21 protein-coding genes and 1 pseudogene are annotated in these 24,303 nt (G+C 45.1%); 20 read left to right on the plus strand and 2 right to left on the minus strand.

Translation table 11 applies throughout. The features are described from left to right. Position 1 precedes the first annotated feature (1 nt). Positions 2-1,549: a bifunctional phosphoribosylaminoimidazolecarboxamide formyltransferase/IMP cyclohydrolase gene (purH, locus tag LPB220_RS00270; RefSeq protein WP_049490653.1), complete on the plus strand. Its 1,548-nt coding sequence runs from the start codon at positions 2-4 to the stop codon at positions 1,547-1,549. A 54-nt stretch (positions 1,550-1,603) separates the two neighbouring features. Here purH and LPB220_RS00275 read toward each other — a convergent pair whose 3' ends face one another. Further along, positions 1,604-2,623 carry a GBS Bsp-like repeat-containing protein gene (locus LPB220_RS00275; protein ID WP_150904996.1) on the minus strand — a complete coding sequence of 340 codons (1,020 nt, stop codon included), beginning with the start codon at positions 2,621-2,623 and terminating at the stop codon, positions 1,604-1,606. A 182-nt stretch (positions 2,624-2,805) separates the two neighbouring features. On the opposite strand from LPB220_RS00275, the gene purD reads away from it, so the two are divergent. The 6 genes from purD (at position 2,806) to purB (ending at position 8,412) form a co-directional block, all read left to right on the plus strand. After that, positions 2,806-4,071 carry a phosphoribosylamine--glycine ligase gene (gene purD / locus LPB220_RS00280; RefSeq protein ID WP_150904997.1) on the plus strand — a complete coding sequence of 422 codons (1,266 nt, stop codon included), beginning with the start codon at positions 2,806-2,808 and terminating at the stop codon, positions 4,069-4,071. A 234-nt stretch (positions 4,072-4,305) separates the two neighbouring features. Beyond that, the gene (gene purE, locus LPB220_RS00285; protein ID WP_003015335.1) at positions 4,306-4,794 is read left to right on the plus strand and encodes a 5-(carboxyamino)imidazole ribonucleotide mutase; all 489 of its coding nucleotides are present in this window, start codon (positions 4,306-4,308) and stop codon (positions 4,792-4,794) included. Continuing rightward, entirely contained in the window at positions 4,781-5,872 is a 1,092-nt protein-coding gene (gene purK / locus LPB220_RS00290) for a 5-(carboxyamino)imidazole ribonucleotide synthase (RefSeq protein WP_150904999.1), read from the plus strand. The genes purE and purK overlap by 14 nt, the downstream gene beginning before the upstream one ends. Further along, positions 5,873-6,823 carry a ketopantoate reductase family protein gene (locus tag LPB220_RS00295; protein ID WP_150905001.1) on the plus strand — a complete coding sequence of 317 codons (951 nt, stop codon included), beginning with the start codon at positions 5,873-5,875 and terminating at the stop codon, positions 6,821-6,823. Between the two features lie 8 nt (positions 6,824-6,831). After that, positions 6,832-7,059, plus strand: a complete 228-nt coding sequence (locus tag LPB220_RS00300) for a phosphoribosylaminoimidazole carboxylase (protein WP_150905002.1) — start codon at positions 6,832-6,834, stop codon at positions 7,057-7,059. Positions 7,060-7,113: 54 nt separating this feature from the next. Then, positions 7,114-8,412 (plus strand): adenylosuccinate lyase, encoded by a 1,299-nt coding sequence (gene purB, locus LPB220_RS00305; protein ID WP_003002393.1) that lies wholly within the window; start codon positions 7,114-7,116, stop codon positions 8,410-8,412. 338 nt (positions 8,413-8,750) lie between these two features. On the opposite strand, the gene LPB220_RS00315 is transcribed toward purB, so the two are convergent. Beyond that, positions 8,751-9,467 carry a GntR family transcriptional regulator gene (locus tag LPB220_RS00315; RefSeq protein WP_031572835.1) on the minus strand — a complete coding sequence of 239 codons (717 nt, stop codon included), beginning with the start codon at positions 9,465-9,467 and terminating at the stop codon, positions 8,751-8,753. Positions 9,468-9,599: 132 nt separating this feature from the next. On the opposite strand from LPB220_RS00315, the pseudogene LPB220_RS00320 reads away from it, so the two are divergent. The 13 genes and pseudogenes from LPB220_RS00320 (at position 9,600) to adhE (ending at position 24,207) form a co-directional block, all read left to right on the plus strand. Beyond that, positions 9,600-11,386, plus strand: a pseudogene (locus LPB220_RS00320) (glycoside hydrolase family 35 protein). Then, complete coding sequence (locus LPB220_RS00325; protein WP_003009322.1) at positions 11,383-11,859, plus strand: PTS system mannose/fructose/N-acetylgalactosamine-transporter subunit IIB; 477 nt, start codon at positions 11,383-11,385, stop codon at positions 11,857-11,859. Before LPB220_RS00320 ends, LPB220_RS00325 begins: the two are co-directional and overlap by 4 nt. Positions 11,860-11,885: 26 nt before the next feature. Beyond that, a complete protein-coding gene (locus LPB220_RS00330; protein ID WP_023920053.1) occupies positions 11,886-12,800 on the plus strand; it encodes a PTS mannose/fructose/sorbose/N-acetylgalactosamine transporter subunit IIC in 915 nt (304 codons plus the stop codon). Continuing rightward, on the plus strand, positions 12,787-13,605 hold the full coding sequence (locus LPB220_RS00335; protein ID WP_023920055.1) for a PTS system mannose/fructose/sorbose family transporter subunit IID: 819 nt from the start codon (positions 12,787-12,789) through the stop codon (positions 13,603-13,605). The genes LPB220_RS00330 and LPB220_RS00335 overlap by 14 nt, the downstream gene beginning before the upstream one ends. Positions 13,606-13,616: 11 nt before the next feature. Continuing rightward, positions 13,617-14,021, plus strand: a complete 405-nt coding sequence (locus LPB220_RS00340) for a PTS sugar transporter subunit IIA (protein WP_150905004.1) — start codon at positions 13,617-13,619, stop codon at positions 14,019-14,021. Positions 14,022-14,104: 83 nt separating this feature from the next. After that, the gene (locus tag LPB220_RS00345; protein WP_150905006.1) at positions 14,105-15,274 is read left to right on the plus strand and encodes an SIS domain-containing protein; all 1,170 of its coding nucleotides are present in this window, start codon (positions 14,105-14,107) and stop codon (positions 15,272-15,274) included. A gap of 81 nt (positions 15,275-15,355) precedes the next feature. Continuing rightward, positions 15,356-16,396 carry an aldose epimerase family protein gene (locus LPB220_RS00350; protein WP_045760100.1) on the plus strand — a complete coding sequence of 347 codons (1,041 nt, stop codon included), beginning with the start codon at positions 15,356-15,358 and terminating at the stop codon, positions 16,394-16,396. Positions 16,397-16,813: 417 nt separating this feature from the next. Beyond that, positions 16,814-17,812 carry a Holliday junction branch migration DNA helicase RuvB gene (gene ruvB / locus LPB220_RS00360; RefSeq protein ID WP_021154208.1) on the plus strand — a complete coding sequence of 333 codons (999 nt, stop codon included), beginning with the start codon at positions 16,814-16,816 and terminating at the stop codon, positions 17,810-17,812. Positions 17,813-17,818: 6 nt separating this feature from the next. Continuing rightward, positions 17,819-18,385, plus strand: a complete 567-nt coding sequence (locus LPB220_RS00365; protein ID WP_150905008.1) for a nucleotidyltransferase family protein — start codon at positions 17,819-17,821, stop codon at positions 18,383-18,385. A 118-nt stretch (positions 18,386-18,503) separates the two neighbouring features. After that, the gene (locus LPB220_RS00370; protein ID WP_070594674.1) at positions 18,504-18,929 is read left to right on the plus strand and encodes a low molecular weight protein-tyrosine-phosphatase; all 426 of its coding nucleotides are present in this window, start codon (positions 18,504-18,506) and stop codon (positions 18,927-18,929) included. A gap of 28 nt (positions 18,930-18,957) precedes the next feature. Then, positions 18,958-19,362 (plus strand): hypothetical protein, encoded by a 405-nt coding sequence (locus LPB220_RS00375; RefSeq protein WP_070586627.1) that lies wholly within the window; start codon positions 18,958-18,960, stop codon positions 19,360-19,362. Then, complete coding sequence (locus LPB220_RS00380; protein WP_023920066.1) at positions 19,352-21,154, plus strand: acyltransferase family protein; 1,803 nt, start codon at positions 19,352-19,354, stop codon at positions 21,152-21,154. Before LPB220_RS00375 ends, LPB220_RS00380 begins: the two co-directional genes overlap by 11 nt. Before the next feature lie 401 nt (positions 21,155-21,555). After that, the gene (gene adhE, locus LPB220_RS00385) at positions 21,556-24,207 is read left to right on the plus strand and encodes a bifunctional acetaldehyde-CoA/alcohol dehydrogenase (RefSeq protein ID WP_150905009.1); all 2,652 of its coding nucleotides are present in this window, start codon (positions 21,556-21,558) and stop codon (positions 24,205-24,207) included. Positions 24,208-24,303 lie beyond the last annotated feature (96 nt).

Here is a 24,303-nt window from a genome sequence, read left to right on the forward strand (position 1 = left end):
AATGACTAAACGCGCACTAATTAGTGTTTCAGACAAAGCGGGTATTGTTGAATTTGCCCAAGAACTCAAAAAACTCGGTTGGGACATCATCTCAACAGGTGGGACTAAAATTGCCCTTGACAATGCTGGGGTAGATACCATTGCCATCGACGATGTGACTGGTTTCCCAGAAATGATGGACGGTCGTGTGAAGACTCTTCATCCAAATATCCACGGTGGTCTGCTCGCTCGTCGTGACCTCGATAGTCACCTAGAGGCTGCTAAGGACAATAATATTGAGTTGATCGACCTTGTTGTGGTCAACCTTTACCCATTCAAGGAAACGATTCTCAAACCAGACGTAACTTACGCTGACGCGGTTGAAAACATCGATATCGGTGGACCATCCATGCTTCGTTCAGCAGCGAAAAACCACGCTAGCGTAACGGTTGTGGTAGACCCTGCTGACTATGCTGTGGTGCTTGACGAATTGGCAGCAAACGGCGAAACAAGTTACGAAACTCGCCAACGTTTGGCAGCGAAAGTCTTCCGTCATACAGCAGCCTATGATGCTTTGATCGCAGAATATTTCACTGCTCAAGTGGGTGAAGAAAAACCTGAAAAACTCACTTTGACTTATGATCTTAAGCAACCAATGCGTTACGGGGAAAATCCTCAACAAGATGCAGACTTCTACCAAAAAGCTTTGCCAACGGATTACTCCATCGCTTCCGCTAAACAGCTGAACGGGAAAGAATTATCCTTCAACAATATCCGTGACGCTGATGCCGCTATCCGGATCATCCGTGATTTCAAAGACCGTCCAACTGTTGTGGCCCTCAAACACATGAACCCATGTGGGATCGGTCAAGCTGACGACATCGAAACTGCTTGGGACTATGCTTATGAGTCTGATCCAGTATCGATCTTCGGTGGAATCGTGGTTCTCAACCGTGAGGTAGATGCTGCGACAGCTAAGAAGATGCATGGCGTTTTCCTCGAAATCATCATCGCGCCAAGCTATACAGATGAAGCGCTTGAAATCTTGACAACCAAGAAGAAAAACTTGCGTATCCTTGAGTTGCCATTTGACGCTCAAGATGCTAGCGAAGTGGAAGCAGAATACACTGGTGTTGTTGGTGGTCTCCTCGTTCAAAACCAAGACGTGGTGAAAGAAAGCCCAGCTGACTGGCAAGTGGTGACGAAACGCCAACCAACTGAGACAGAAGCGACAGCTCTTGAGTTTGCTTGGAAAGCTATCAAGTATGTGAAATCAAATGGTATTATCGTGACCAACGACCATATGACACTTGGTGTTGGCCCAGGTCAAACCAACCGTGTGGCTTCCGTCCGCATCGCTATTGACCAAGCTAAAGACCGTCTTGACGGTGCTGTTCTTGCTTCAGATGCTTTCTTCCCATTTGCGGATAACGTGGAAGAAATCGCCAAAGCAGGGATTAAAGCGATCATCCAACCAGGTGGATCAGTCCGTGACCAAGAGTCTATCGAAGCGGCTGATAAACATGGTTTGACTATGATCTTCACAGGAGTAAGGCATTTTAGACATTAATCAAAAAAGGCACTCATTCAACGATGAGTGTCTTTTCTGCTGATTAAGAAGACCTTAATCGGGGTAGATGTAGGTGACGGTTCCCCAGATGGGGTTGGTTGGATCGAACCAACCACGGAAGTTGTCGATATAGCGATGGCCATTGTAGTTAGCCTCTTGGATCTGAATTTTTTGGTCATGTTCGACGTCCGTAACCAAGGCGACATGGCCATATCCCCCATTGTCCCAACAGGCGATGGCACCGATCTCTGGAGTGTCTCCTGTCCGGAATCCAGCAGCGCGTGCACTAGCTGCCCACATGCCGCCATTTCCCCACCAGTTGTGGGCCCAAGGGGCTAATTCTTTGGCTCCCCAGGTGCACTCACCAATGGGGTAGGTATTTCCCGGATGTGTCGCGAGTGGAGTGAGCTTTGGCTTTGCCTTTTCCACTTGAAAGGTAGTGGGGAATAGCCCTTTTAGTTGTCCTTGGCTTTTCTGATAGACATGTAGGTGAAATAGCCCGCTTCCCTTGTGTTTTTGAGTCTGAAAGCGCAGTTGGAAATGTCCAGGTGCAATCTTCTTTGCGGGATACCAGACTAAATCATCCTGCCCGTTTTCTTCTGACCAGATGGGGAATACAATCTCGTCAACGTCTTCGAACAACTTTAGGTCTACCTCAAATTCTTGTGAGGAGATGGGTGTGATCGTAATCTTGGGTTGGGAGGAAGCTAGGTCTTTTTGCTGGACGCTGGTCGTGAGAGGGTAAAGACCGGTTAGCTGTTCATTTGCCTCCACCCCATAGACATGCACATGATAAAGTCCGGCTTGATCAGAGTGGTTGGTTAAAGGCACTTGTAGGTCAAATCCTTTGTCACTGCGTTCCACAGGATACCAAATCAGGTCATCTTGGCCATTTTGGTCAGACCAGATGGGAACTTGGATCTTTTGATACTTATCCGGGACGTTTCCAAGATGAATCACCAACTGCCCTTTTTCAGCATAGATAGCATTGGTCGTTTGATCTGCATGAGCAATAGAGGCTTGCATCCCCCATGTCGCACAAGTCAGTACGAGAAATTTTTTGATTGTTTGCATAATACTCCTTTTCGTCAATTAGTAGGTCTCACCTATACTATTCGGAAAAAAATGAGAAATAGGAGAAAATAGCAAAAAATGTTTGGATTCTACTGGAAATAGGAGACTTTTGCTGAAATCATTAGAATAAAACGAACGATTATGATATAATTTAATAAAATAATTCGCAAAAGAGGTTCGAGATGAAACTTTTGGTTGTTGGATCTGGCGGTCGTGAGCATGCGATTGCTAAGAAATTGTTGGAGTCTACAAACGTTGAGCAGGTTTTTGTGGCTCCTGGTAATGATGGGATGCGATTAGACGGTCTGGATTTGATCAATATCGGAATTTCCGAACATTATAAGCTGATTGACTTCGCAAAAGTCAACGATATTGCTTGGACCTTTATCGGTCCAGATGATGCCCTTGCGGCTGGAATCGTGGATGATTTCAATGCAGCTGGTCTTAAGACTTTTGGTCCGACCAAGGCTGCAGCTGAGCTGGAGTGGTCTAAGGATTTTGCTAAGGAAATCATGGTCAAATACGATGTTCCGACAGCAGCCTATGGAACCTTTTCAGATTTCGAGGAAGCCAAGGCCTACATCGAAGAAAAAGGCGCTCCAATCGTCGTCAAGGCAGACGGTCTGGCCCTTGGGAAAGGTGTTGTCGTTGCGGAGACGGTTGAGCAAGCAGTTGAAGCCGCTCACGAGATGCTTTTAGACAATAAATTCGGGGACTCAGGTGCGCGTGTCGTCATCGAGGAATTCCTTGACGGGGAAGAGTTCTCTCTCTTTGCTTTTGTCAATGGGGATAAGTTCTACATTATGCCGACGGCTCAGGACCACAAACGTGCCTACGATGGCGACAAAGGTCCTAACACTGGTGGGATGGGTGCCTATGCACCAGTTCCTCACTTGCCACAGAGCGTGGTTGACACAGCGGTTGACACCATTGTCAAGCCGGTTCTTGAAGGCATGATCAAAGAAGGGCGTCCCTACCTTGGTGTCCTTTACGCGGGGCTTATCTTGACAGCTGATGGACCGAAAGTCATCGAGTTCAACTCTCGTTTTGGAGATCCTGAAACGCAAATTATCTTGCCTCGTTTGACATCTGACTTTGCGCAAAATATCACTGACATTTTGGATGGAAAAGAGCCAGCTATCACTTGGACGGACAAGGGTGTGACATTGGGCGTGGTTGTAGCATCAAACGGCTATCCACTCGCTTATGAGAAGGGTGTCAAACTTCCAGCCAAGACAGATGGTGACATCATCACTTACTATGCTGGTGCCAAATTCGCTGAAAATGGCCAAGACCTCCTCTCAAATGGTGGACGTGTCTACATGCTGGTTACCACAGCAGACACCGTCAAAGACGGTCAAAACATCATCTACAACGAACTCAACAAACAAAACACAGAAGGCCTCTTCTACCGAAACGATATTGGTAGTAAGGCAATAAAAGGTTAACAGATACTAACTTTGTCATGGCGAGCGAAAGCGAGCCAAACTAAGATAATGGTCGCTTGATTTGCGAGCGTTAGCGAGCTAGTATAGGATAATCGTCGCAGTAGTGGAACTCCTAGTAGCTCTGCTACTAGGAGCGGAAAACTGGAGACTCAGGCTCCAGTTTTAGTAATGGAACGCTACAGGCGTTCGCTTACGTCCGCACTACAATAGACGATTATCGAAAAAGGAGAAAAAATGAAACCAGTAATTTCCATCATCATGGGCTCAAAATCTGACTGGGCAACCATGCAAAAAGCTGCTGAAGTCCTCGACAACTTCGGCGTCGCTTACGAAAAGAAAGTTGTCTCTGCTCACCGGACACCAGACCTCATGTTCAAACATGCGGAAGAAGCACGTAGCCGTGGCATCAAGGTCATCATCGCGGGTGCGGGTGGCGCTGCTCACTTGCCAGGTATGGTTGCTGCTAAAACGACCCTTCCAGTCATCGGGGTACCCGTCAAGTCTCGTGCTCTTAGCGGTGTGGATTCACTTTATTCCATCGTTCAGATGCCAGGTGGAGTGCCTGTCGCAACTATGGCGATCGGTGAAGCAGGTGCGACCAACGCTGCCCTCTTTGCCCTCCGTCTTCTTTCAGTAGAGGACCAGGCTATTGCGACAGCGTTAGCGGATTTCGCAGAAGAACAAGGAAAAATCGCAGAGGAGTCTACAAATGAGCTCAACTAAAACCATTGGGATTATCGGTGGTGGCCAGCTCGGTCAGATGATGGCAATCTCAGCTATCTACATGGGGCACAAGGTTATCGCACTGGATCCAGCAGCTGATTGCCCAGCCTCTCGTGTGGCGGAAATCATCGTAGCTCCTTACGACGACGTGGATGCCCTTCGTCAGTTGGCAGATCGCTGTGATGTTCTCACTTATGAATTTGAAAATGTGGATGCTGATGGTTTGGATGCCGTTATCAAAGATGGACAACTCCCACAAGGGACAGACCTGCTTCGCATTTCCCAAAATCGCATTTTTGAGAAGGACTTTCTTTCCAACAAGGCCCAAGTCACTGTGGCTCCTTACAAGGTTGTGACCTCAAGCCAAGATTTGACAGATATCGATCTGTCGAAAAATTATGTCCTCAAGACAGCGACCGGTGGTTACGATGGCCATGGTCAGAAGGTCATTCGTTCAGAAGCAGACTTGGAAGAAGCCTACGCTTTAGCGGACTCAGCAGACTGCGTTTTAGAAGAGTTCGTCAACTTTGACCTTGAAATTTCTGTCATCGTGTCTGGTAATGGCAAGGACGTGACAGTCTTCCCTGTTCAGGAAAATATCCACCGCAACAACATTCTTTCAAAAACCATTGTGCCTGCTCGCATTTCAGAAAGTCTAGCTGAAAAAGCCAAAGCCATGGCAGTGCGAATAGCTGAACAACTCAACCTTTCTGGAACGCTATGTGTGGAAATGTTTGCGACAGCAGATGACATCATTGTCAACGAAATTGCGCCACGTCCACACAATTCAGGGCATTATTCAATTGAAGCTTGCGACTTCTCCCAGTTTGATACCCACATCTTGGGTGTTCTCGGAGCGCCACTCCCAGCAATCAACCTTCATTCGCCAGCTGTCATGCTCAATGTTCTCGGCCAACACGTCGAGGCTGTTGAAACATATGTGACAGAAAATCCAAGCGCCCACCTCCACTTATATGGTAAACTAGAAGCAAAGCATAACCGCAAGATGGGGCATGTGACCTTGTTTAGTAGTGAACCAGACAATGTGGTTGAGTTTGGGAAAGGGATTGATTTTTAAGTGAAAATAGCGATTTTAGGACTTGGAGTCATCGGGACCACTTATGCCTACGCCTTTCAAAAAGCTGGCCATCAAGTGGAACACGTACTGAGAGATAGTAAGAAAAGTACAGCTCCGAAGGAGTTGTCGGTTGATCTACTAGATGGTCGCTATCATTCCAAAGGTGAAAACAAACACGACACCTATGAGGTTCATGTGGCGGAAGCTGATTCGGAATATGATTTTATTTTTCTGAGTGTGCGTCATGGTTTTGTCAAAGAAGCTGTGGAGACCTTGCGAAAAAATAATATCAAAGGCACCCTTGTTTTCTTCTGTAATTTCTGGGATACTCGAGAAGAGGTCCAAGAGTGGGCAGGAGATTACGATTATATTCTGGCCTTTCCGACAGCGGGTGGTCACATGCAGGAGGACCATTTGGATGGTGTCTTGTTTGACCATTTAATGCTAGAAGATGAACACAAAGCACACATTTCTAACTATGCTGATCTGACAACTTTGCTGACTTCTGCAGATTTGAAGTGGGAAGTGCCTCATGATATGGTCGAGTGGATTTGGATTCACATGGCGATTAATGCGGGTGTCACTTCGACGGCTGCTCGCTCAGGAAATCTGGAAAATCCAGAAGAATTGGCTTTGAACTTGATGAATAGTTCTTCAGAATTATCATTAGCCATCAAGGCCATTCGAGAAGCCTTGAAAGTTGTAGAAGCGCGTGGAGTGAATTTGAAGCTTTACAAGGCAGAACTCTTACCCTACAAAATTCCGGCTTGGATAGCCGGCAAAGCCATGAAAGTTATGTTTGCGAAAAATGAGCTAACCCGAAAAATCATGACCTTACACAATGATAAACAGGACATCTTCTATTGTTGTCAAAGTGTTTATCAGACTGGTCAGGAGTTAGGTGTGAAGATGCCTATTCTGGAAGCAAACATGAAGGGCATTTCGATTTAGGAGGTTTTATGATTCAACTCATTGTCAATGCTTTTGTTGAGAAGGACAAGACAGGAGCAGTCGTCGAAGTCTTATATGCTAGTAGCAATCACGAAAAAGTGAAAGCTAAGTATGAAGAGCTGACTGCTCAATATCCTGAAAACTATTTTGCTATCTATGATCTGCCGCTGGATACGGATTTGAATACACTCGATCACTATCCATCTGTGTGGATTGGGAAAGAAGAATTTGAGTAAAGCGACTGTCGGTTGCTAACTGATGTAAAACATCAAAAGAAAGGAAAATTAAATATGATTGATAGATATAGCCGCCCTGAGATGGCGAACATTTGGACTGAAGAAAATAAATACCGTGCTTGGCTTGAGGTGGAAATCTTGGCTGACGAAGCATGGGCTGAATTGGGAGAAATCCCTAAGGAAGATGTGGCTTTGATCCGTGAAAAAGCGGACTTTGACATCGACCGTATTTTGGAAATCGAGCAGCAAACACGTCACGATGTGGTTGCCTTTACACGTGCGGTTTCTGAAACGCTTGGTGAAGAGCGTAAGTGGGTTCACTATGGGTTGACTTCTACTGACGTGGTAGATACGGCCTATGGTTACCTCTACAAACAAGCCAACGATATCATCCGCAAGGATCTTGAAAACTTCCTCAACATCATCGCTGACAAAGCGAAAGAACACAAGTTCACTATCATGATGGGTCGTACCCACGGTGTGCACGCTGAGCCGACAACTTTTGGTCTTAAATTGGCTACTTGGTACAGCGAAATGAAACGAAACATTGAGCGTTTCGAGCATGCGGCTGCTGGTGTGGAAGCTGGTAAGATTTCTGGTGCGGTTGGTAACTTTGCCAACATCCCACCATTTGTTGAAAAATACGTCTGCGACAAATTGGGTATCCGTGCTCAAGAAATCTCTACACAGGTCCTTCCTCGTGACCTTCACGCTGAGTACTTTGCAGTTCTTGCTAGCATCGCAACTTCTATCGAGCGGATGGCGACTGAAATCCGTGGTCTTCAAAAATCTGAACAACGTGAAGTGGAAGAGTTCTTTGCCAAAGGTCAAAAAGGATCTTCAGCAATGCCACACAAACGGAACCCAATCGGTTCTGAAAACATGACAGGTCTTGCGCGTGTGATCCGTGGTCACATGGTAACAGCTTATGAAAACGTAGCCCTTTGGCATGAACGTGATATCTCTCACTCATCAGCTGAGCGTATCATTGCACCAGACACAACCATCTTGATTGACTACATGCTCAATCGTTTCGGAAACATCGTTAAGAACTTGACAGTCTTCCCAGAAAACATGATCCGCAACATGAACTCTACATTTGGTTTGATCTTCAGCCAACGTGCCATGTTGACTTTGATTGAAAAAGGCATGACACGTGAGCAAGCTTACGACCTTGTTCAACCGAAGACTGCCCAATCATGGGATAACCAAGTCGACTTCAAACCACTTCTCGAAGCAGATCCAGAAGTGACTTCACGCCTCACTCAAGAAGAGATCGACGAAATCTTCAACCCAACTTACTACACCAAACGGGTGGATGAAATCTTCGAACGCATCGGTTTGGGTGACTAATCGCAACGAAAAAGGGAATTTGAAAAATAGACGAAAGAGGCTGGGCAAAAACTGTCCAGCCTTTGATGTTTGATAAGACTAACTGCAAGACGCAGTGGTTGAGTGGGCTCTAATACGCTGATTTCATCAGCTTTTACAGCCCTACTCAACTGTGCGGAGGTGGGACGACGAAATCGAATTCTAACGAATTACCGATTTCTGTCCCACTCTCTTTTTAAACTTTTTATAGCTAAACTATCACTAATTATATATATTTTTAAAGAGGTCTTTAGAAATCGTTTTTAACATGCTATACTGGAGCTATAAAAAAGACCGAGATGTCTCAGTCTTTTTGGTTCTTAGTGATCGCGGTCACAGGAGATGAACTTGATCTTGTAGTAGTCACCGCGTTTATAGGTTTCCGTGTATTCAAGGATTTGGCCAGTCGCTTCTAGCTTGGTCGTCTTCACTTGTTTGACCGTTGGGAAATTTTCGTCGATCTTCAATACTTTAGCAACCTTGCTTGGTGTAGGAAAGACGATTTCGTTGACTTCTTCGAAGTGCTCATCATTCATATGAATGTGGTAGTCTTCTTTGAAGCGATCATAGATAGAGCTGTAGTATTCCAAATTTGGATAGTTTGGATTGATGTATTGTTCAGGAATATAGGTTTGGTGGAAGATATAGGTATCATCCCCTGTCTGGCGAGTCCGTTCGATCTTATAGTAGAATTGCGTTGGGTTGAGGCCTAGTTTGTCTAGGATGCTTAAGGTATTTCCACGTTTAATAGAGAGAACTTTGACTTTGGCCTTTTGGATTGGGAAAGTTTCAACATCTGAAAATTCAACCAGTTTGTGTTTTCGAGCACGAGAAACAAAGGTTCCTTTTCCTTGCTGGCGGACAATGTAGCCATCAGCAGCGAGGTCGTTCAAAGCACGGACAACGGTGATAGAGCTGACATCATAAATTTTAATGAGTTCAGCTTCAGTATAAAATTTATCTCCATTTTCAAATTTTCCGGAGATAATTTGCTGCTTCAATTCATCTTTGATGTGTTGGTACTTTGGAATTGCCATAGTGCTACCTCTCTTTAGATTTCTCTTATTTAACCCTATTTTAACATATTTTTTATAAAAGTGTTGACATTTTTTAAATAATTTATTATATTAATAAATGAAAAGGGTTACATATAAGAAAGGGGGGCGTTTATGGGAGTTTTTGAGATTCGCGATGCTTTCTATTTAAAAGATCAACCCTTCAAGATTTTATCCGGAGCGATCCATTATTTCCGAATTGACCCAGCAGACTGGTATCATTCCTTGTATAATCTAAAGGCTTTGGGTTTTAACACGGTTGAGACCTATGTCCCTTGGAATGCGCATGAACCCCGCAAAGGGGAGTTTGACTTTAGTGGCCGATTGGATCTAGAGCGTTTCATTCAAACAGCCCAGTCCCTAGGACTTTACGTGATTGTAAGGCCGTCGCCCTTTATCTGTGCAGAGTGGGAATTTGGTGGATTACCAGCCTGGCTCTTAGAAGAAGACCTGCGAATTCGCTCATCAGACCCAGCCTTTATCGAAGCAGTGGATCGTTATTATGATCGCTTGCTTGGGTTGTTGACACCCTACCAAGTGGATCAGGGTGGTCCAGTCCTCATGATGCAGGTGGAAAATGAGTACGGCTCTTATGGAGAGGATAAGGATTATCTTCGTGCCATTCGGGATTTGATGAAGGAAAAAGGCGTGACCTGTCCCCTCTTTACATCAGATGGGCCATGGCGAGCAACGCTAAGAACAGGAACCTTGATCGAAGAAGACCTCTTCGTGACGGGAAACTTCGGTTCCAAAGCAGCCTATAACTTTGGTCAGATGCAAGAATTCTTTGACGAATACGGCAAGAAATGGCCCTTGATGTGTATGGAATTCTGGGATGGCTGGTTTACCCGCTGGAAGGAACCCGTGATTCAAAGGGACCCAGAGGAGTTGGCAGAAGCTGTCCATGAGGTCTTGGAGCTTGGCTCGATCAACCTCTATATGTTTCATGGCGGAACCAATTTCGGCTTCATGAATGGTTGCTCAGCTCGGGGGACGCTCGATTTGCCACAGGTGACGTCCTATGACTATGGGGCTTTGCTCAATGAGCAGGGCAATCCGACGGAGAAGTATTATGCTATTCAAAAGATGATGGCGACTTATTATCCGGAATACCCACAGCAGGAACCGCTCATCAAAGAGTGTTTGCCAGAACAAACTTTGCAATTGGCAGCCAAGACTAGTCTTTTTGGGAATTTGGACAATTTGGCTCAGGTTGAGATCAGCCTTTATCCCGAAAAGATGGAAGAGTTGGGGCAAACCACAGGTTATCTACTATATGAGACAGACCTTGAGTTGGATGCGGAAGAAGAAAAACTGCGCATCATTGATGGTCGGGATCGGGTACAGATTTACCTGGATGATCAACATGTAGCAACACAATACCAAACAGAGATCGGTGAAGATCTTTTTATCAAAGGAAAAAAGAAAGCGGTTACGAATTTAAAAATCTTGCTTGAAAATATGGGACGTGTCAACTATGGGCACAAGCTCTTAGCTGATAGCCAGCACAAGGGCATTCGCACAGGTGTCTGTGTGGATTTGCATTTCCACCTTCATTGGAAGCAGTACCCACTGGATTTACAAGATCTCAGTCAGCTCGATTTTTCAAAGGAATGGCAGGCAGGTGCTCCAGCATTTTACCGATATGATTTTCAGCTGGACCACACCCTTGACACCTATCTGGATATGACAGGATTTGGGAAAGGGGTCGTCTTGTCAACGGCCATAACCTTGGTCGCTTCTGGGAAGTCGGACCGACCACTTCACTCTACGTGCCTCATGGCTTCCTCAAAGAAGGAGCCAATAGCCTGATCGTCTTTGAGACAGAAGGGCGTTACCAAGAGACACTTCAACTTGTTCAACAACCTACATTCAAAGAAGTAAAGGGGGAAAACTTATGACTATTGTAGGATGCCGTATCGATGGACGTTTGATCCACGGGCAGGTAGCCAATCTTTGGACTACCAAACTAAATGTTTCACGTATCATGGTGATCGATGATGAAGTCGCTCAAAATGATATTGAAAAAAGTGGCTTGAAACTAGCGACACCACCTGGTGTTAAGCTCAGTATCTTGCCAGTCGCAAAGGCTGCGGAAAATATCTTGGCTGGAAAATATGATAGCCAACGACTCTTTATCGTAGCTCGCAAACCTGATCGTTTCCTTCGTTTGATCGAAGCAGGCGTTCAGCTTGAAACGCTGAATGTCGGCAATATGTCTCAATCTGATGAGACACGCGCGATTACCCGCTCGATCAATGTGGTGGACGCGGACGTGGAAGACTTCAACAAGATCCACGAAAAAGGTGTAAAGATTACGTCTCAGATGGTGCCAAACGACACTGCAGAAGACTTTATGAAGTTATTAAAGTAAAAGAAAATTTTTAGGAGGAAATTGTCATGATACAATGGTGGCAAATTTTACTACTTACTTTGTACTCAGCTTATCAAATCTGTGATGAGTTGACGATTGTTTCATCAGCAGGATCACCAGTCTTTGCTGGTTTCATTACAGGACTTGTCATGGGGGATTTAAAGACAGGTCTATTTATCGGAGCTTCTCTTCAATTGACAGTGCTCGGTGTAGGTACTTTCGGTGGAGCTTCTCGTATTGACGCAACATCTGGTGCCGTTCTTGCGACTGCCTTCTCAGTAGCAAAAGGGATTGATCCAGAGATTGCTATTGCTACAATCGCTGTGCCGGTAGCAACTTTGTTGACCTACTTTGATATTCTTGGTCGTATGACTACAACTTACTTCGCTCACCGTGTAGATGCTGCGATCGAACGTTACGACTATAAAGGAATTGAACGCAACTACCTTCTTGGTGCTGTTCCTTGGGCTCTTTCTCGTGCCCTTCCAGTCTTCTTGGCTCTTGCATTTGGTGGTTCTTTCGTAGAAACTGTTGTTACAGGTCTTGCTAATGTACAATGGTTGGCAAACGGTCTGAAACTCGCAGGTCAAATGCTTCCAGGTCTTGGATTTGCGATCTTGCTTCGTTACCTTCCTGTTCGTCGTAACCTTCACTATCTTGCACTTGGTTTTGGCTTAACAGCAATGTTGACAGTGCTTTATAGCAATGTTCAAAGCCTTGGTGCTGCAGTGTCTAGCATTGTTGGTTCTGATGTGTTCGCTAAACTTCCAAAAGAACAAGCTATTACTTTTGTTAACAACTTCAAGAGTGTATCTATGATTGGTATTGCCATTATCGGTATCTTCCTTGCAGTGCAACACTTCAAAAACAGCCAACGTACAGTCGTAGCTGCTCCAGCAAGCAATGTAGAAAGCGGGGAAATTGAAGATGACGAATTCTAATTACAAACTAACAAAAGAAGATTTTAAACAAATCAACAAACGTAGCCTCTTCACCTTCCAATTGGGTTGGAACTACGAACGGATGCAGGCTTCTGGTTACCTTTATATGCTTTTACCTCAGTTGCGTAAAATGTATGGTGATGGCACTCCAGAATTGAAAGAAATGATGAAATTGCATACGCAATTCTTCAATACTTCACCATTCTTCCACACCATTATCACTGGTTTTGACCTTGCTTTGGAAGAAAAAGATGGTGTCAAATCAAAAGATGCGGTGAACGGGATCAAGACAGGTCTCATGGGACCATTCGCTCCTCTTGGGGACTCAATCTTTGGATCATTGGTACCAGCTATTATGGGTTCAATCGCAGCAACTTTGGCTATTGCAGGAAACCCAGCCGGTATCTTCTTGTGGATCGCTGTGGCAGTTGCTTATGACATTTTCCGTTGGAAACAGTTGGAATTTGCCTATAAAGAAGGGGTTAACCTCATCAACAACATGCAAAGTACCTTGACAGCTTTGATCGACGCAGCTGCCGTTCTGGGTATCTTCATGGTTGGTGCCTTGATTGCCAGCATGATTGGTGTTGAAGTTTCTTGGACTCCACACATTGGGGACAAAGCGATTGAAATTCAAGATATGCTCAACCTTATCTTCCCACGTTTGGTACCAGCTATCATCACAGGTGTAATCTACTGGTTGCTTGGACGTAAGGGTATGAACTCTACAAAAGCTATCTTGCTCATCATCCTTGCAGCAATCGCATTCTCAGCATTTGGCCACTTCTTCTTTGGAATGGCATAATGGAGTAAGGTATGGCAAAACAGTTAGTATTGGTCAGCCATGGTCGCTTTTGTGAAGAGCTTAAAGCGAGCACAGAGATGATTATGGGACCACAAGAATCCATCCATACGGTTGCACTCTTACCAGAAGAAGGCCCAGAAGACTTTACTGCTAAATTTGAAGCAACAGTCCAAGGTCTAGAAGACTATATTGTATTTGCAGATCTCTTGGGAGGAACTCCTTGCAACACTGTGAGCCGCTTGATCCTTGAAGGACGTGCGATTGACTTATACGCAGGGATGAATCTTCCGATGGTCATCGAATTCATCAATAGTAGCCTGACTGGTAATGAAGGGGACTACCCTGAACGTGCAAAAGAAAGTATTGTCAAGGTCAATGACCTCTTGTCAAACCTTGATGATGATGAAGATGAGTAGGTTGGTATGGGAGTCTGGGAGAATCATCTCAGGCTCCTTTCCCATTTATCAACGTTAGATTGTAGAAAGGAACAACAGGTTCTATGTTAGACTATACAAAAGAAGACTTGCAGGAGCTAGGAGCAGAGATCACCATTCGTGAGATCTACCAACAACCAAGGGTTTGGAAAGAAACGGCTCGCTTGTACCAAGAAAGAAAAGCGGAAATAAAAACTTTCTTAGAAAAAATTGGGCAAGAGCATGACTATATCAAGGTCATCTTGACAGGGGCAGGGACCTCAGCCTATGTGGGGGATACCTTGGTTCCATATTTGCAGGAAGTGCACGATGAACGCCACTGGAATTTCCAATCCATTGCGACGACGGATATCGTAGCTCATCCTCAAACCTATTTGAAAAAAGAGGTTCCGACGGTTTTAGTATCTTTTGCCCGGAGTGGCAATTCGCCAGAAAGTGTCGCAACCGTGCAGTTGGCTCAAGACTTGGTTGATGAGCTCTATCAGATCACCATTACCTGTGCCGAAGAAGGGAAACTGGCCCAGCAAGCCCACGGAGATGAGCGCAATCTCTTGCTTCTCCAACCAAAAGAAACCAACGATGCTGGCTTTGCGATGACCTCTAGCTTTACCTCCATGCTTTTGACAGCTCTCTTGGTCTTTGATCCAAGCGAGGAAGAGATCAAGGAAAAACGAGTAGAAGAACTAATTCACCTGTCAGAGCAAATCTTGGAGAAGGACCGTGCGGTCAAAGAAGTGGTTGATCTAGACTTTGAGCGCGTGATCTATCTGGGGGCAGGACCTTTCTTTGGTCTAGCTCATGAAGCCCAGCTCAAGATTTTGGAATTAACAGCAGGCAAAATCGCAACCATGTATGAGAGTCCTGTCGGATTCCGTCACGGTCCGAAATCCCTCATCAATGACCAGACTCTGGTCTTGGTCTTTGGATCTATTGATCCTTATACCCGTCAATATGATCTGGACTTGGTTCGAGAAGTTGCAGGGGATCGGATTGCCCGTCAAGTTGTCCTCTTGACCGACCAAGCTGCAGGAATTGAGCATGTACGAGAAGTGTTCGTAGAAGCATCAGCAGACTCACTAGATATCTACCGTGCCTTCCCATACATTATCTACGGTCAGTTGATTTCTCTCTTGACTTCGCTCAAGGTGCAAAATCGCCCAGACACACCTTCACCGACTGGTACCGTCAATCGGGTTGTTCAAGGGGTGATCATTCATCCATTTCATAAAGAATAGCCACTAATTTTCTATAAAAAGTGGAGTGTTTCTTCTTGTGAAACTGATACAATGGAGAAAAACAGTGGGAGGAGAAGGTTTGTGAAACAGTATCAAGAAAGCGTGTTTGGGAAATGGCAGAATCAAGAGGTTCGGGCTTATCGCCTCGAAAATGACAAGGGTTACCAATTATCTGTCATGACCTATGGGGCGACGATCTTAGAATATGTGACACCGGATAAAGAAGACCATTTTACGAATATTATTCTAGGCTTTGATCGCTTTGAGGACTATGTGGGCAATAGCCCTAAATATGGGGCTAGTATTGGCCCGGTAGCAGGCCGGATTGCAGGGGCAAGTTTTGAACTCAATGGAGAGACCTATCACTTGGAAGCCAATAATGGTACCAACTGCAACCACAGTGGATCAACAGGCTGGGACAGCGCTTTGTTTAGCGTGGAGTCGGTAACGGATCAGGAAATTACCCTATACACAGAACGTGCAGATGGAACCGGTGGTTTCCCTGGAAATCTCAAGGTCTGGGTAACCTATGGTTTGACGGAAGATGGTGAACTTGAGATTGCCTATCGGGTAGAAACGGATCAAGATACCTTGGTCAACCCGACCAACCACAGCTATTTCAACCTATCAGGCAACTTCACCCAGCCGATCAATGACCATGTCTTTCAGATCAACCATCAAGGGCTTTACCCTATCCATCCAGACGGTGTTCCTCTTCAGACCGTGGATAGAGAAAGTCCGGTTGTCCAGCATCTCTACCAAGCAATGCTCTTGGAGGATCTTTTTAAGGACTCTGATCCGCAAATCCGTCTGGTAGAAGGATTAGACCATCCATTTGCTCTTCCAGAAGGGCATGAAAATGCCGGCTTTCTTTACCATCAGCCATCTGGACGTTTTTTGACCTTTAAGTCAGAAGCCCCAGCCTTGGTGGTATATTCAGCCAATTTCGTAGACGAAACTGTTCATCTGCAAGGCCAACCAATGGTTCAGCACAATGGCTTGGCTCTAGAATTCCAAACAGTGCCAGATGCCATTCACAGTGACCAAGCTGAAAAGGTCATCTTGAGAGCAGGTCAAGTCTTCACCAGCAAGACTAGCTACCATGCCATTGCTAAGAAATAAGGAGGAAAGGGGTGACCCAAAAAAGGATGTGAAATTCTTGCTTGGGACCACCTCTTTTTCTCGAAAAAGATTTTTTAGAAAAACTATAAGGAAAGTTTAAGCTTCCTATCGTATACTAATACCATCATCAAAGACCTCCTAACTTTGAATGATAAAACTCCTAAAACTTTTTCATAATAATCTCCCTATAAGAGCCACCAAAACCGGTGGCTTTTTCTATGTACCTTAGCGAACGTTAGTGAGCTTAGGTACATTGATGCAGTTTGAGCGGAGCGAAAACTACGTTCCTTATTCTTTACGAGCATTAGCGAGTTTAGGTACATTGACGCAGTTCGAACGCTAGTGAGAACTACGATCTTTAAAAAACACATTCTATTTATGGTACCGAAGGTATCATTTTTTGCTATAATAGACTGTATGAGTAGAATTTTAGACAATGAAATCATGGGCGATGAAGAGGCCGTTGAACGGACGCTGCGCCCGCAATATTTACATGAATATATCGGTCAGGATAAGGTCAAGGACCAGCTGAAAATCTTTATTGAGGCAGCCAAGCTTCGGGATGAAGCGCTGGATCATGTCCTTCTTTTTGGCCCTCCGGGGCTGGGGAAAACCACCATGGCCTTTGTCATTGCCAATGAACTGGGCGTCAATCTCAAGCAGACTTCCGGTCCTGTCATTGAAAAGGCTGGTGACTTGGTAGCTATCCTCAATGATCTAGAGCCGGGGGATGTCCTCTTTATCGATGAGATCCATCGTCTTCCTATGTCAGTTGAAGAAGTGCTCTATAGCGCCATGGAAGATTTTTACATCGATATCATGATTGGCGCTGGTGAGAGCAGCCGGAGTGTCCATCTGGACCTTCCTCCTTTCACTTTGATTGGGGCGACAACGCGAGCTGGGATGCTGTCCAATCCCTTGCGCGCTCGCTTTGGGATTACGGGGCACATGGAATACTATGAGCAAGATGATTTGACAGAGATTGTCGAGCGGACCGCCGAGATCTTTGAGATGGAGATCACCCACGAAGCTGCCGAAGAGCTTTCTCTTCGTAGTCGGGGGACTCCTCGGATTGCCAACCGCTTGCTCAAACGGGTGCGCGATTTTGCCCAGATCATGGGGGATGGCTTGATTGACGATACCATTACCGACAAGGCCCTCTCTATGCTAGATGTGGACCATGAAGGGCTGGACTATGTCGATCAAAAGATCCTGCGTACCATGATTGAGATGTACGGCGGTGGCCCGGTCGGGCTTGGGACTCTATCGGTCAATATTGCCGAAGAGCGCGAGACCGTAGAAGATATGTATGAGCCTTACTTGATTCAAAAAGGCTTTATCATGCGGACCCGGACAGGGCGCGTGGCGACTCGCAAGGCTTACGAACACCTGGGTTATCCCTACAATGGAGACTAGAAGAAGATGCTGACGGAAGAAGCAATAGTAGAACAAATTCAAGCGGATCCGGAGATGATGAAAGTCTTGGCTATCATTCGAGATCTCAACCTAACAGATGCCTGGTTAGCGGCGGGCGCGGTGCGCAATTTCATCTGGAACCAGCTCTCTGGAAAACCAGGGTTTGATGCGACGACAGATCTGGATCTGGTCTTTTATGACCCTACGATCAGCTATGAGGAGACTCAGCAGATCGAGCAGGAATTACAGAAGACCTATCCCCAGTACGCTTGGGAAGTGAAAAATCAAGTCTATATGCACCAGCATAGTCCGGGGACGGCTCCTTATCGCAGTGCTTGTGACGCGGTTTCTAAATACCCCGAGCAGTGTACGGCACTTGCAGTTCGCTTAAGGAAAGAGGGTCAGCTAGAGCTCTTTCTCCCTTATGGGACAAAGGATATCGAAGACCTCATCGTTCAGCCAACTCCACATTTTTTAGCTAGTCCCGAGCGTTTGGCGGTTTATACAGAGCGGATGCGGAAGAAAGATTGGAAACGAAAATGGCCAGCCCTTCAGATCATCCTGCCTGAATAAAAAAAGAAAGTCAGCCCACCTCAACGGTGGACAGGCTTTTTTCATCTTGCCTCAAAATTATAATTTTAGCAGATTATATTTTTCTTACATTCTGTTATAATAGAAAGGAGGTGCTGTCATGAAAAAAATCGTATTTGTGTGTTTAGGAAATATTTGTCGGAGCCCCATGGCAGAGTTTGTCATGAAGGATTTGACCAACCAGTATGAGATTGAGAGCCGTGCCACTTCTAACTGGGAGCACGGGAACCCTATTCACCAAGGGACTCAAAAGATTTTTCGCAGTCATGGCGTACCCTATGATGTGTCTAAAACATCCCTTCAAATCAGTGACCAAGATTTTCATACCTTTGACCTGATCTTAGGGATGGATGAAAACAATGTGGCTGACCTCAAACGAATGGCACCGCCTGGAACAGAGCACAAGATTCATCTCTTTGCAGGAGAAAGTGTTCCAGATCCATGGTACACAGGAGATTTCGAAGAGACCTATTCCAGAGTCCTGAGCGGCTGTAAGGCTTGGTTAGATCAGTTAGCAACTTCCTAAGAGTTTGATATGTGAGAGAATACAGAATATGAAAGAATTTTATGAGACTTATAAGGTCTATCTGACAAGAAAAAATTTAGAAATAGCAGCATTAGTCGTGATTATTCTATCTGCTTTGCTGGTTTTCCTTTCAGCCATTCCAGGTCAGGGCGTCTTGACCTTGGATAAGGGGGCGATCCGTTACGACGGAAGTTTGGTCCGTGGCAAGATGAATGGCAAGGGAACCGTCACTTTTAAAAATGGGGATACCTATACAGGTAACCTCGTCAACGGCTCTTTTAGTGGCTATGGTAAGTTTAAGTCCAAGGATGGCTGGACCTATGAAGGGCAGTTTGTTAATGGCCAGCCGGAGGGCAAAGGCACCTTAACCACAGAAGCCAACGTCGTATACAAAGGAACATTCAAGCAGGGGATTTATCAAAATGCGCATTAAATGGTTTTCACTAGTCCGTGTTACAGGACTCTTATTGGTATTGCTTTACCATTTCTTCCAAAAAGCCTTTCCTGGAGGCTTCATTGGGGTAGATATTTTCTTCACCTTCTCAGGATTTTTGATTACAGCGCTCTTGATCGATGAATTTGCGCGCAAGCAAGGAATCGACTACCTGGCATTCTTGAAACGGCGCTTTTACCGGATCGTACCACCCCTTGTCTTTATGGTCTTGGTCGTAATGCCCTTTACCTTTATGGTCCAACGGGACTACGTGGCTGGTATTGGGACTCAGATTGCGGCGGTCTTTGGTTTTGTGACTAATTTCTTTGAGATGGCAACGGGTGGTAGTTACGAAAGCAACTTCATTCCGCATCTCTTCCTTCATACCTGGAGTTTGGCTCTAGAAGTGCATTACTATGTGCTCTGGGCACTTTTGGCATGGTTCTTGGCTAAGCGAGCTAAGACGGTTGGAAAATACCGAGGCATGCTCTTCTTAGCATCCAGCGGGCTCTTTCTCTTCACCTTCTTGTCCATGTTCATCCGCGCCTTTCTGACAGCCAATTTCTCTACCATCTATTTTTCTAGCTTCACTCACATCTTCCCCTTCTTTGCGGGATCATGCCTAGCAACGGTGACAGGGATTGCCAATGTCAGCCCGAACTTTACAAAGCTGGTGCAGTCTTGGAGCATGAAAAAGACCTTATCGGTCTTGGGTGGAAGCTTTGCCTTCTTGTTTGTGCTCAGTCTTTTCTTGCCATTTGATAGCTTGTGGACCTATCTGTTTGGCTTTTTAGCAGCGACAATCGCAGCTTGTGCCATGATTCTGTCGGCCCGCATTCTCCATGAAAAGACGCCAGATAAAAAAGAACCAGCCATTCTCAATTTCTTGGCAGATACCAGTTATGGTGTCTATCTTTTCCACTGGCCTTTCTTTATCATCTTCTCTCAACATTTGGGAAATATGATGGCAGCCCTTGTGACGACGATCGTTTCCTTGATTCTAACGGCTCTGTCCTTCTATATTTTGGAGCCAACCATTGCAGGCAAGGAGCCTCGTGTCTTTGGTATGAAGATGGATCTCAGCTTTTTGACCAAGCCAATCTTTTACCTCATGATTCCATTAGCTCTCTTGATGATCGGGATCTCTGCCTTTGCACCAACAGTCGGAGCTTTTGATGAGAGTTTGGTAGTGAGTGGGCTCAATCAAGCAGACAGCAAAATGCAGGTCACTCGGACGCAAGTGGACAATGCGACTGCAACAGACTATAACGTCTCAAATGGTGTGACCATGATCGGTGATTCGGTTAACTTGCGAGCGCAGGACTACCTAACCAAAGCGATCCCGGGCATCCAGATCGATGCAGTGGTGAGCCGTCAGTTGGAAAATGGAATGAAGGTCTTTGAGACCGATATCTCCAATAAAGTTCTCCTAAAAAATGTGGTCATTGCCCTAGGAACCAATACTGTAAGCAACTACAAAGAATTGCTGGATCAGTATGTTGAGAAACTTCCAAAAGGCCGTCGCTTGATCCTTGTGACACCATATGATGGGCGCTATGCCAACGATCAGTCCAGTGAATCGGTTCAAACGCGTCTTTATGAGTTGGAACTAGCTAAGAAATACGACTTTATCACCATTGCGGACTGGTACCAAGTAGCAATTGAAAATCCAAACATTTGGGTGGGAACAGACTCTGTTCACTTCAATATGGAAACCAATGGTGGGGAACTCTATGCTCAAACAGTCAAAGAAGCCCTTGATAAGGCCGAAAAGGGTCCGGTCAAGAAGTAACAATGCTTCTCTGAAACTGAAACAAAACAAATCCTAACAAAATAAAACAAAAAGCAACTTTTTACTTGTAAAAAGCTGCTTTTTTTAGTAAGATTAAGAAAACGCTTACAAAAATCAATTGAAAATATCACTTTGTGAAGAAAAAATTTTTTAATTATTTCTTCACAATTTTGCTAAAGAATTGCTTTCACAGCAATACGATTGATAAAGTTTTCACAAACTTCGAAAAATTCTTTGTGAAAGTTGCTTGGAAGTGTTTACAAAAATCTCAAAATAGAGTACAATTATATTGTGAAATAATTAACAAATCGAAATTTCTTACACTATTCTTGAAAATTTCCGAAAACATGAAAAAGTTCTAGAAAAGGATAAGGGTTTCAAACATTGGAGGAAAGCATCAAATGGCTGATAAAAAAACTCTCTCACCTGAAGAAAAGAAACTCGCTGCTGAAAAACACGTAGACGAGTTGGTGCAAAAAGCGCTGGTGGCGCTTGAAGAAATGCGCAAATTGAACCAGGAGCAAGTGGACTACATTGTAGCGAAAGCATCTGTAGCTGCTCTTGACGCACACGGTGAGCTTGCTCTTCATGCTTATGAAGAAACTGGTCGTGGGGTCTTTGAAGACAAGGCAACAAAAAACTTATTCGCTTGTGAACACGTTGTGAACAACATGCGTCACACCAAGACAGTTGGGGTCATTTCAGAAGATGACGTCACTGGTTTAACGCTGATTGCAGAGCCAGTCGGAGTTGTCTGCGGGATCACTCCTACAACCAACCCTACTTCAACAGCAATCTTTAAAGCATTGATTTCCTTGAAGACACGGAACCCTATCGTCTTTGCCTTCCACCCATCTGCTCAAGAATCATCTGCTCATGCGGCACGAATCGTCCGCGATGCGGCAATTGCAGCTGGAGCACCTGAGAACTGTGTGCAATGGATTACCCAACCTTCTATGGAAGCAACCAGTGCCCTTATGAACCATGAAGGAGTTGCTACGATCCTTGCGACCGGTGGTAACGCCATGGTGAAAGCTGCTTATTCTTGTGGAAAACCAGCTCTTGGGGTTGTTGCCGGAAACGTGCCTGCTTACGTTGAAAAATCAGCCAACATCCGCCAAGCAGCACACGATATCGTCATGTCTAAATCATTTGACAACGGTATGGTCTGTGCGTCTGAACAAGCGGTCATCATAGATAAAGAAATCTACGATGAGTTTGTTGAAGAATTCAAATCTTACCACACTTACTTTGTTAACAAAAAAGAAAAAGCCCTTCTTGAAGAGTTCTGCTTCGGCGTAAAAGCCAACAGCAAGAACTGCGCGGGTGCGAAATTGAATGCGGACATCGTTGGGAAACCAGCAGCATGGATCGCTGAACAAGCTGGCTTCACTGTACCAGAAGGAACCAATATCCTTGCAGCAGAATGTAAAGAAGTTGGTGAAAAAGAACCGTTGACTCGTGAAAAATTGTCACCAGTCATCGCTGTTTTGAAATCTGAAAGCCGTGAAGACGGAATTAACAAAGCTCGCCAAATGGTTGAATTCAACGGCCTTGGTCACTCAGCAGCCATCCATACTGCTGATGAAGAATTGACCAAAGAATTTGGTAAAGCAGTTAAAGCTATTCGTGTGATCTGCAACTCTCCTTCGACTTTCGGTGGTATCGGGGATGTTTACAATGCCTTCTTGCCATCATTAACACTTGGATGTGGTTCTTACGGACGCAACTCTGTTGGGGACAACGTTAGTGCCATCAACCTCTTGAATATCAAAAAAGTCGGACGCCGGAGAAATAACATGCAATGGATGAAACTTCCTTCAAAAACATACTTTGAACGTGATTCAATTGAATACCTACAAAAATGTCGTGACGTTGAACGTGTCATGATCGTTACAGACCACGCTATGGTAGAGCTTGGTTTCCTTGATCGTATCATCGAACAGCTTGACCTTCGTCGCAACAAGGTGGTTTACCAAATCTTTGCAGACGTAGAACCAGATCCAGATATCACAACTGTTGAACGTGGTACAGAGATCATGCGTGCCTTCAAACCAGATACGATCATTGCTCTCGGTGGTGGATCACCAATGGATGCGGCCAAAGTTATGTGGCTCTTCTACGAACAACCAGAAGTGGACTTCCGTGACTTGGTACAAAAATTCATGGATATCCGTAAACGTGCCTTCAAGTTCCCATTGCTTGGTAAGAAGACTAAATTTATTGCGATCCCAACAACATCTGGTACAGGATCTGAAGTAACTCCATTTGCCGTTATCTCTGATAAAGCAAACAACCGTAAATACCCAATCGCAGACTACTCATTGACTCCAACAGTTGCCATCGTAGACCCTGCCTTGGTATTGACAGTTCCAGGATCTGTTGCAGCAGACACTGGTATGGACGTCTTGACGCACGCGACAGAAGCTTACGTATCACAAATGGCTAGCGACTTCACAGATGGTCTTGCTCTTCAAGCTATTAAACTTGTCTTTGAAAACTTGGAAAGCTCAGTCAAGAATGCGGACTTCCATTCACGCGAAAAGATGCACAATGCGTCAACCATCGCAGGTATGGCCTTCGCCAATGCCTTCCTCGGTATTTCTCACTCAATGGCCCACAAGATCGGTGCGCAATTCCACACCATCCACGGACGGACCAATGCCATCTTGCTTCCATACGTTATCCGCTACAACGGTACACGCCCAGCTAAGACAGCTACATGGCCTAAGTACAACTACTACCGTGCAGATGAAAAATACCAAGATATCGCTCGTATGCTAGGACTTCCATGCTCTACTCCAGAAGAAGCCGTTGAAGCTTACGCAAAAGCTGTATACGAACTCGGTGAACGCTGTGGTATCGAAATGAACTTCAAAGCACAAGGCATCGATGAAAAAGAATGGAAGAAACATTCTCGTGAATTGGCCTTCCTTGCTTACGAAGATCAATGTTCGCCAGCGAACCCACGTCTTCCAATGGTAGACCATATGCAAGAAATCATCGAAGATGCATACTATGGTTACAAGGAACGCCCAGGACGTCGTAAATAAAACGTTATTGAACGATTCATGTTTATCAGCTATCCCTCGCTCGAAAGAGTGGGGGTTTTTTGATGGCCTTTTCAAGTTTCGATCGAAAAAAGGGAG

It is taken from the genome of Streptococcus sp. LPB0220 (assembly GCF_008727815.1).
Lineage (GTDB): Bacteria > Bacillota > Bacilli > Lactobacillales > Streptococcaceae > Streptococcus.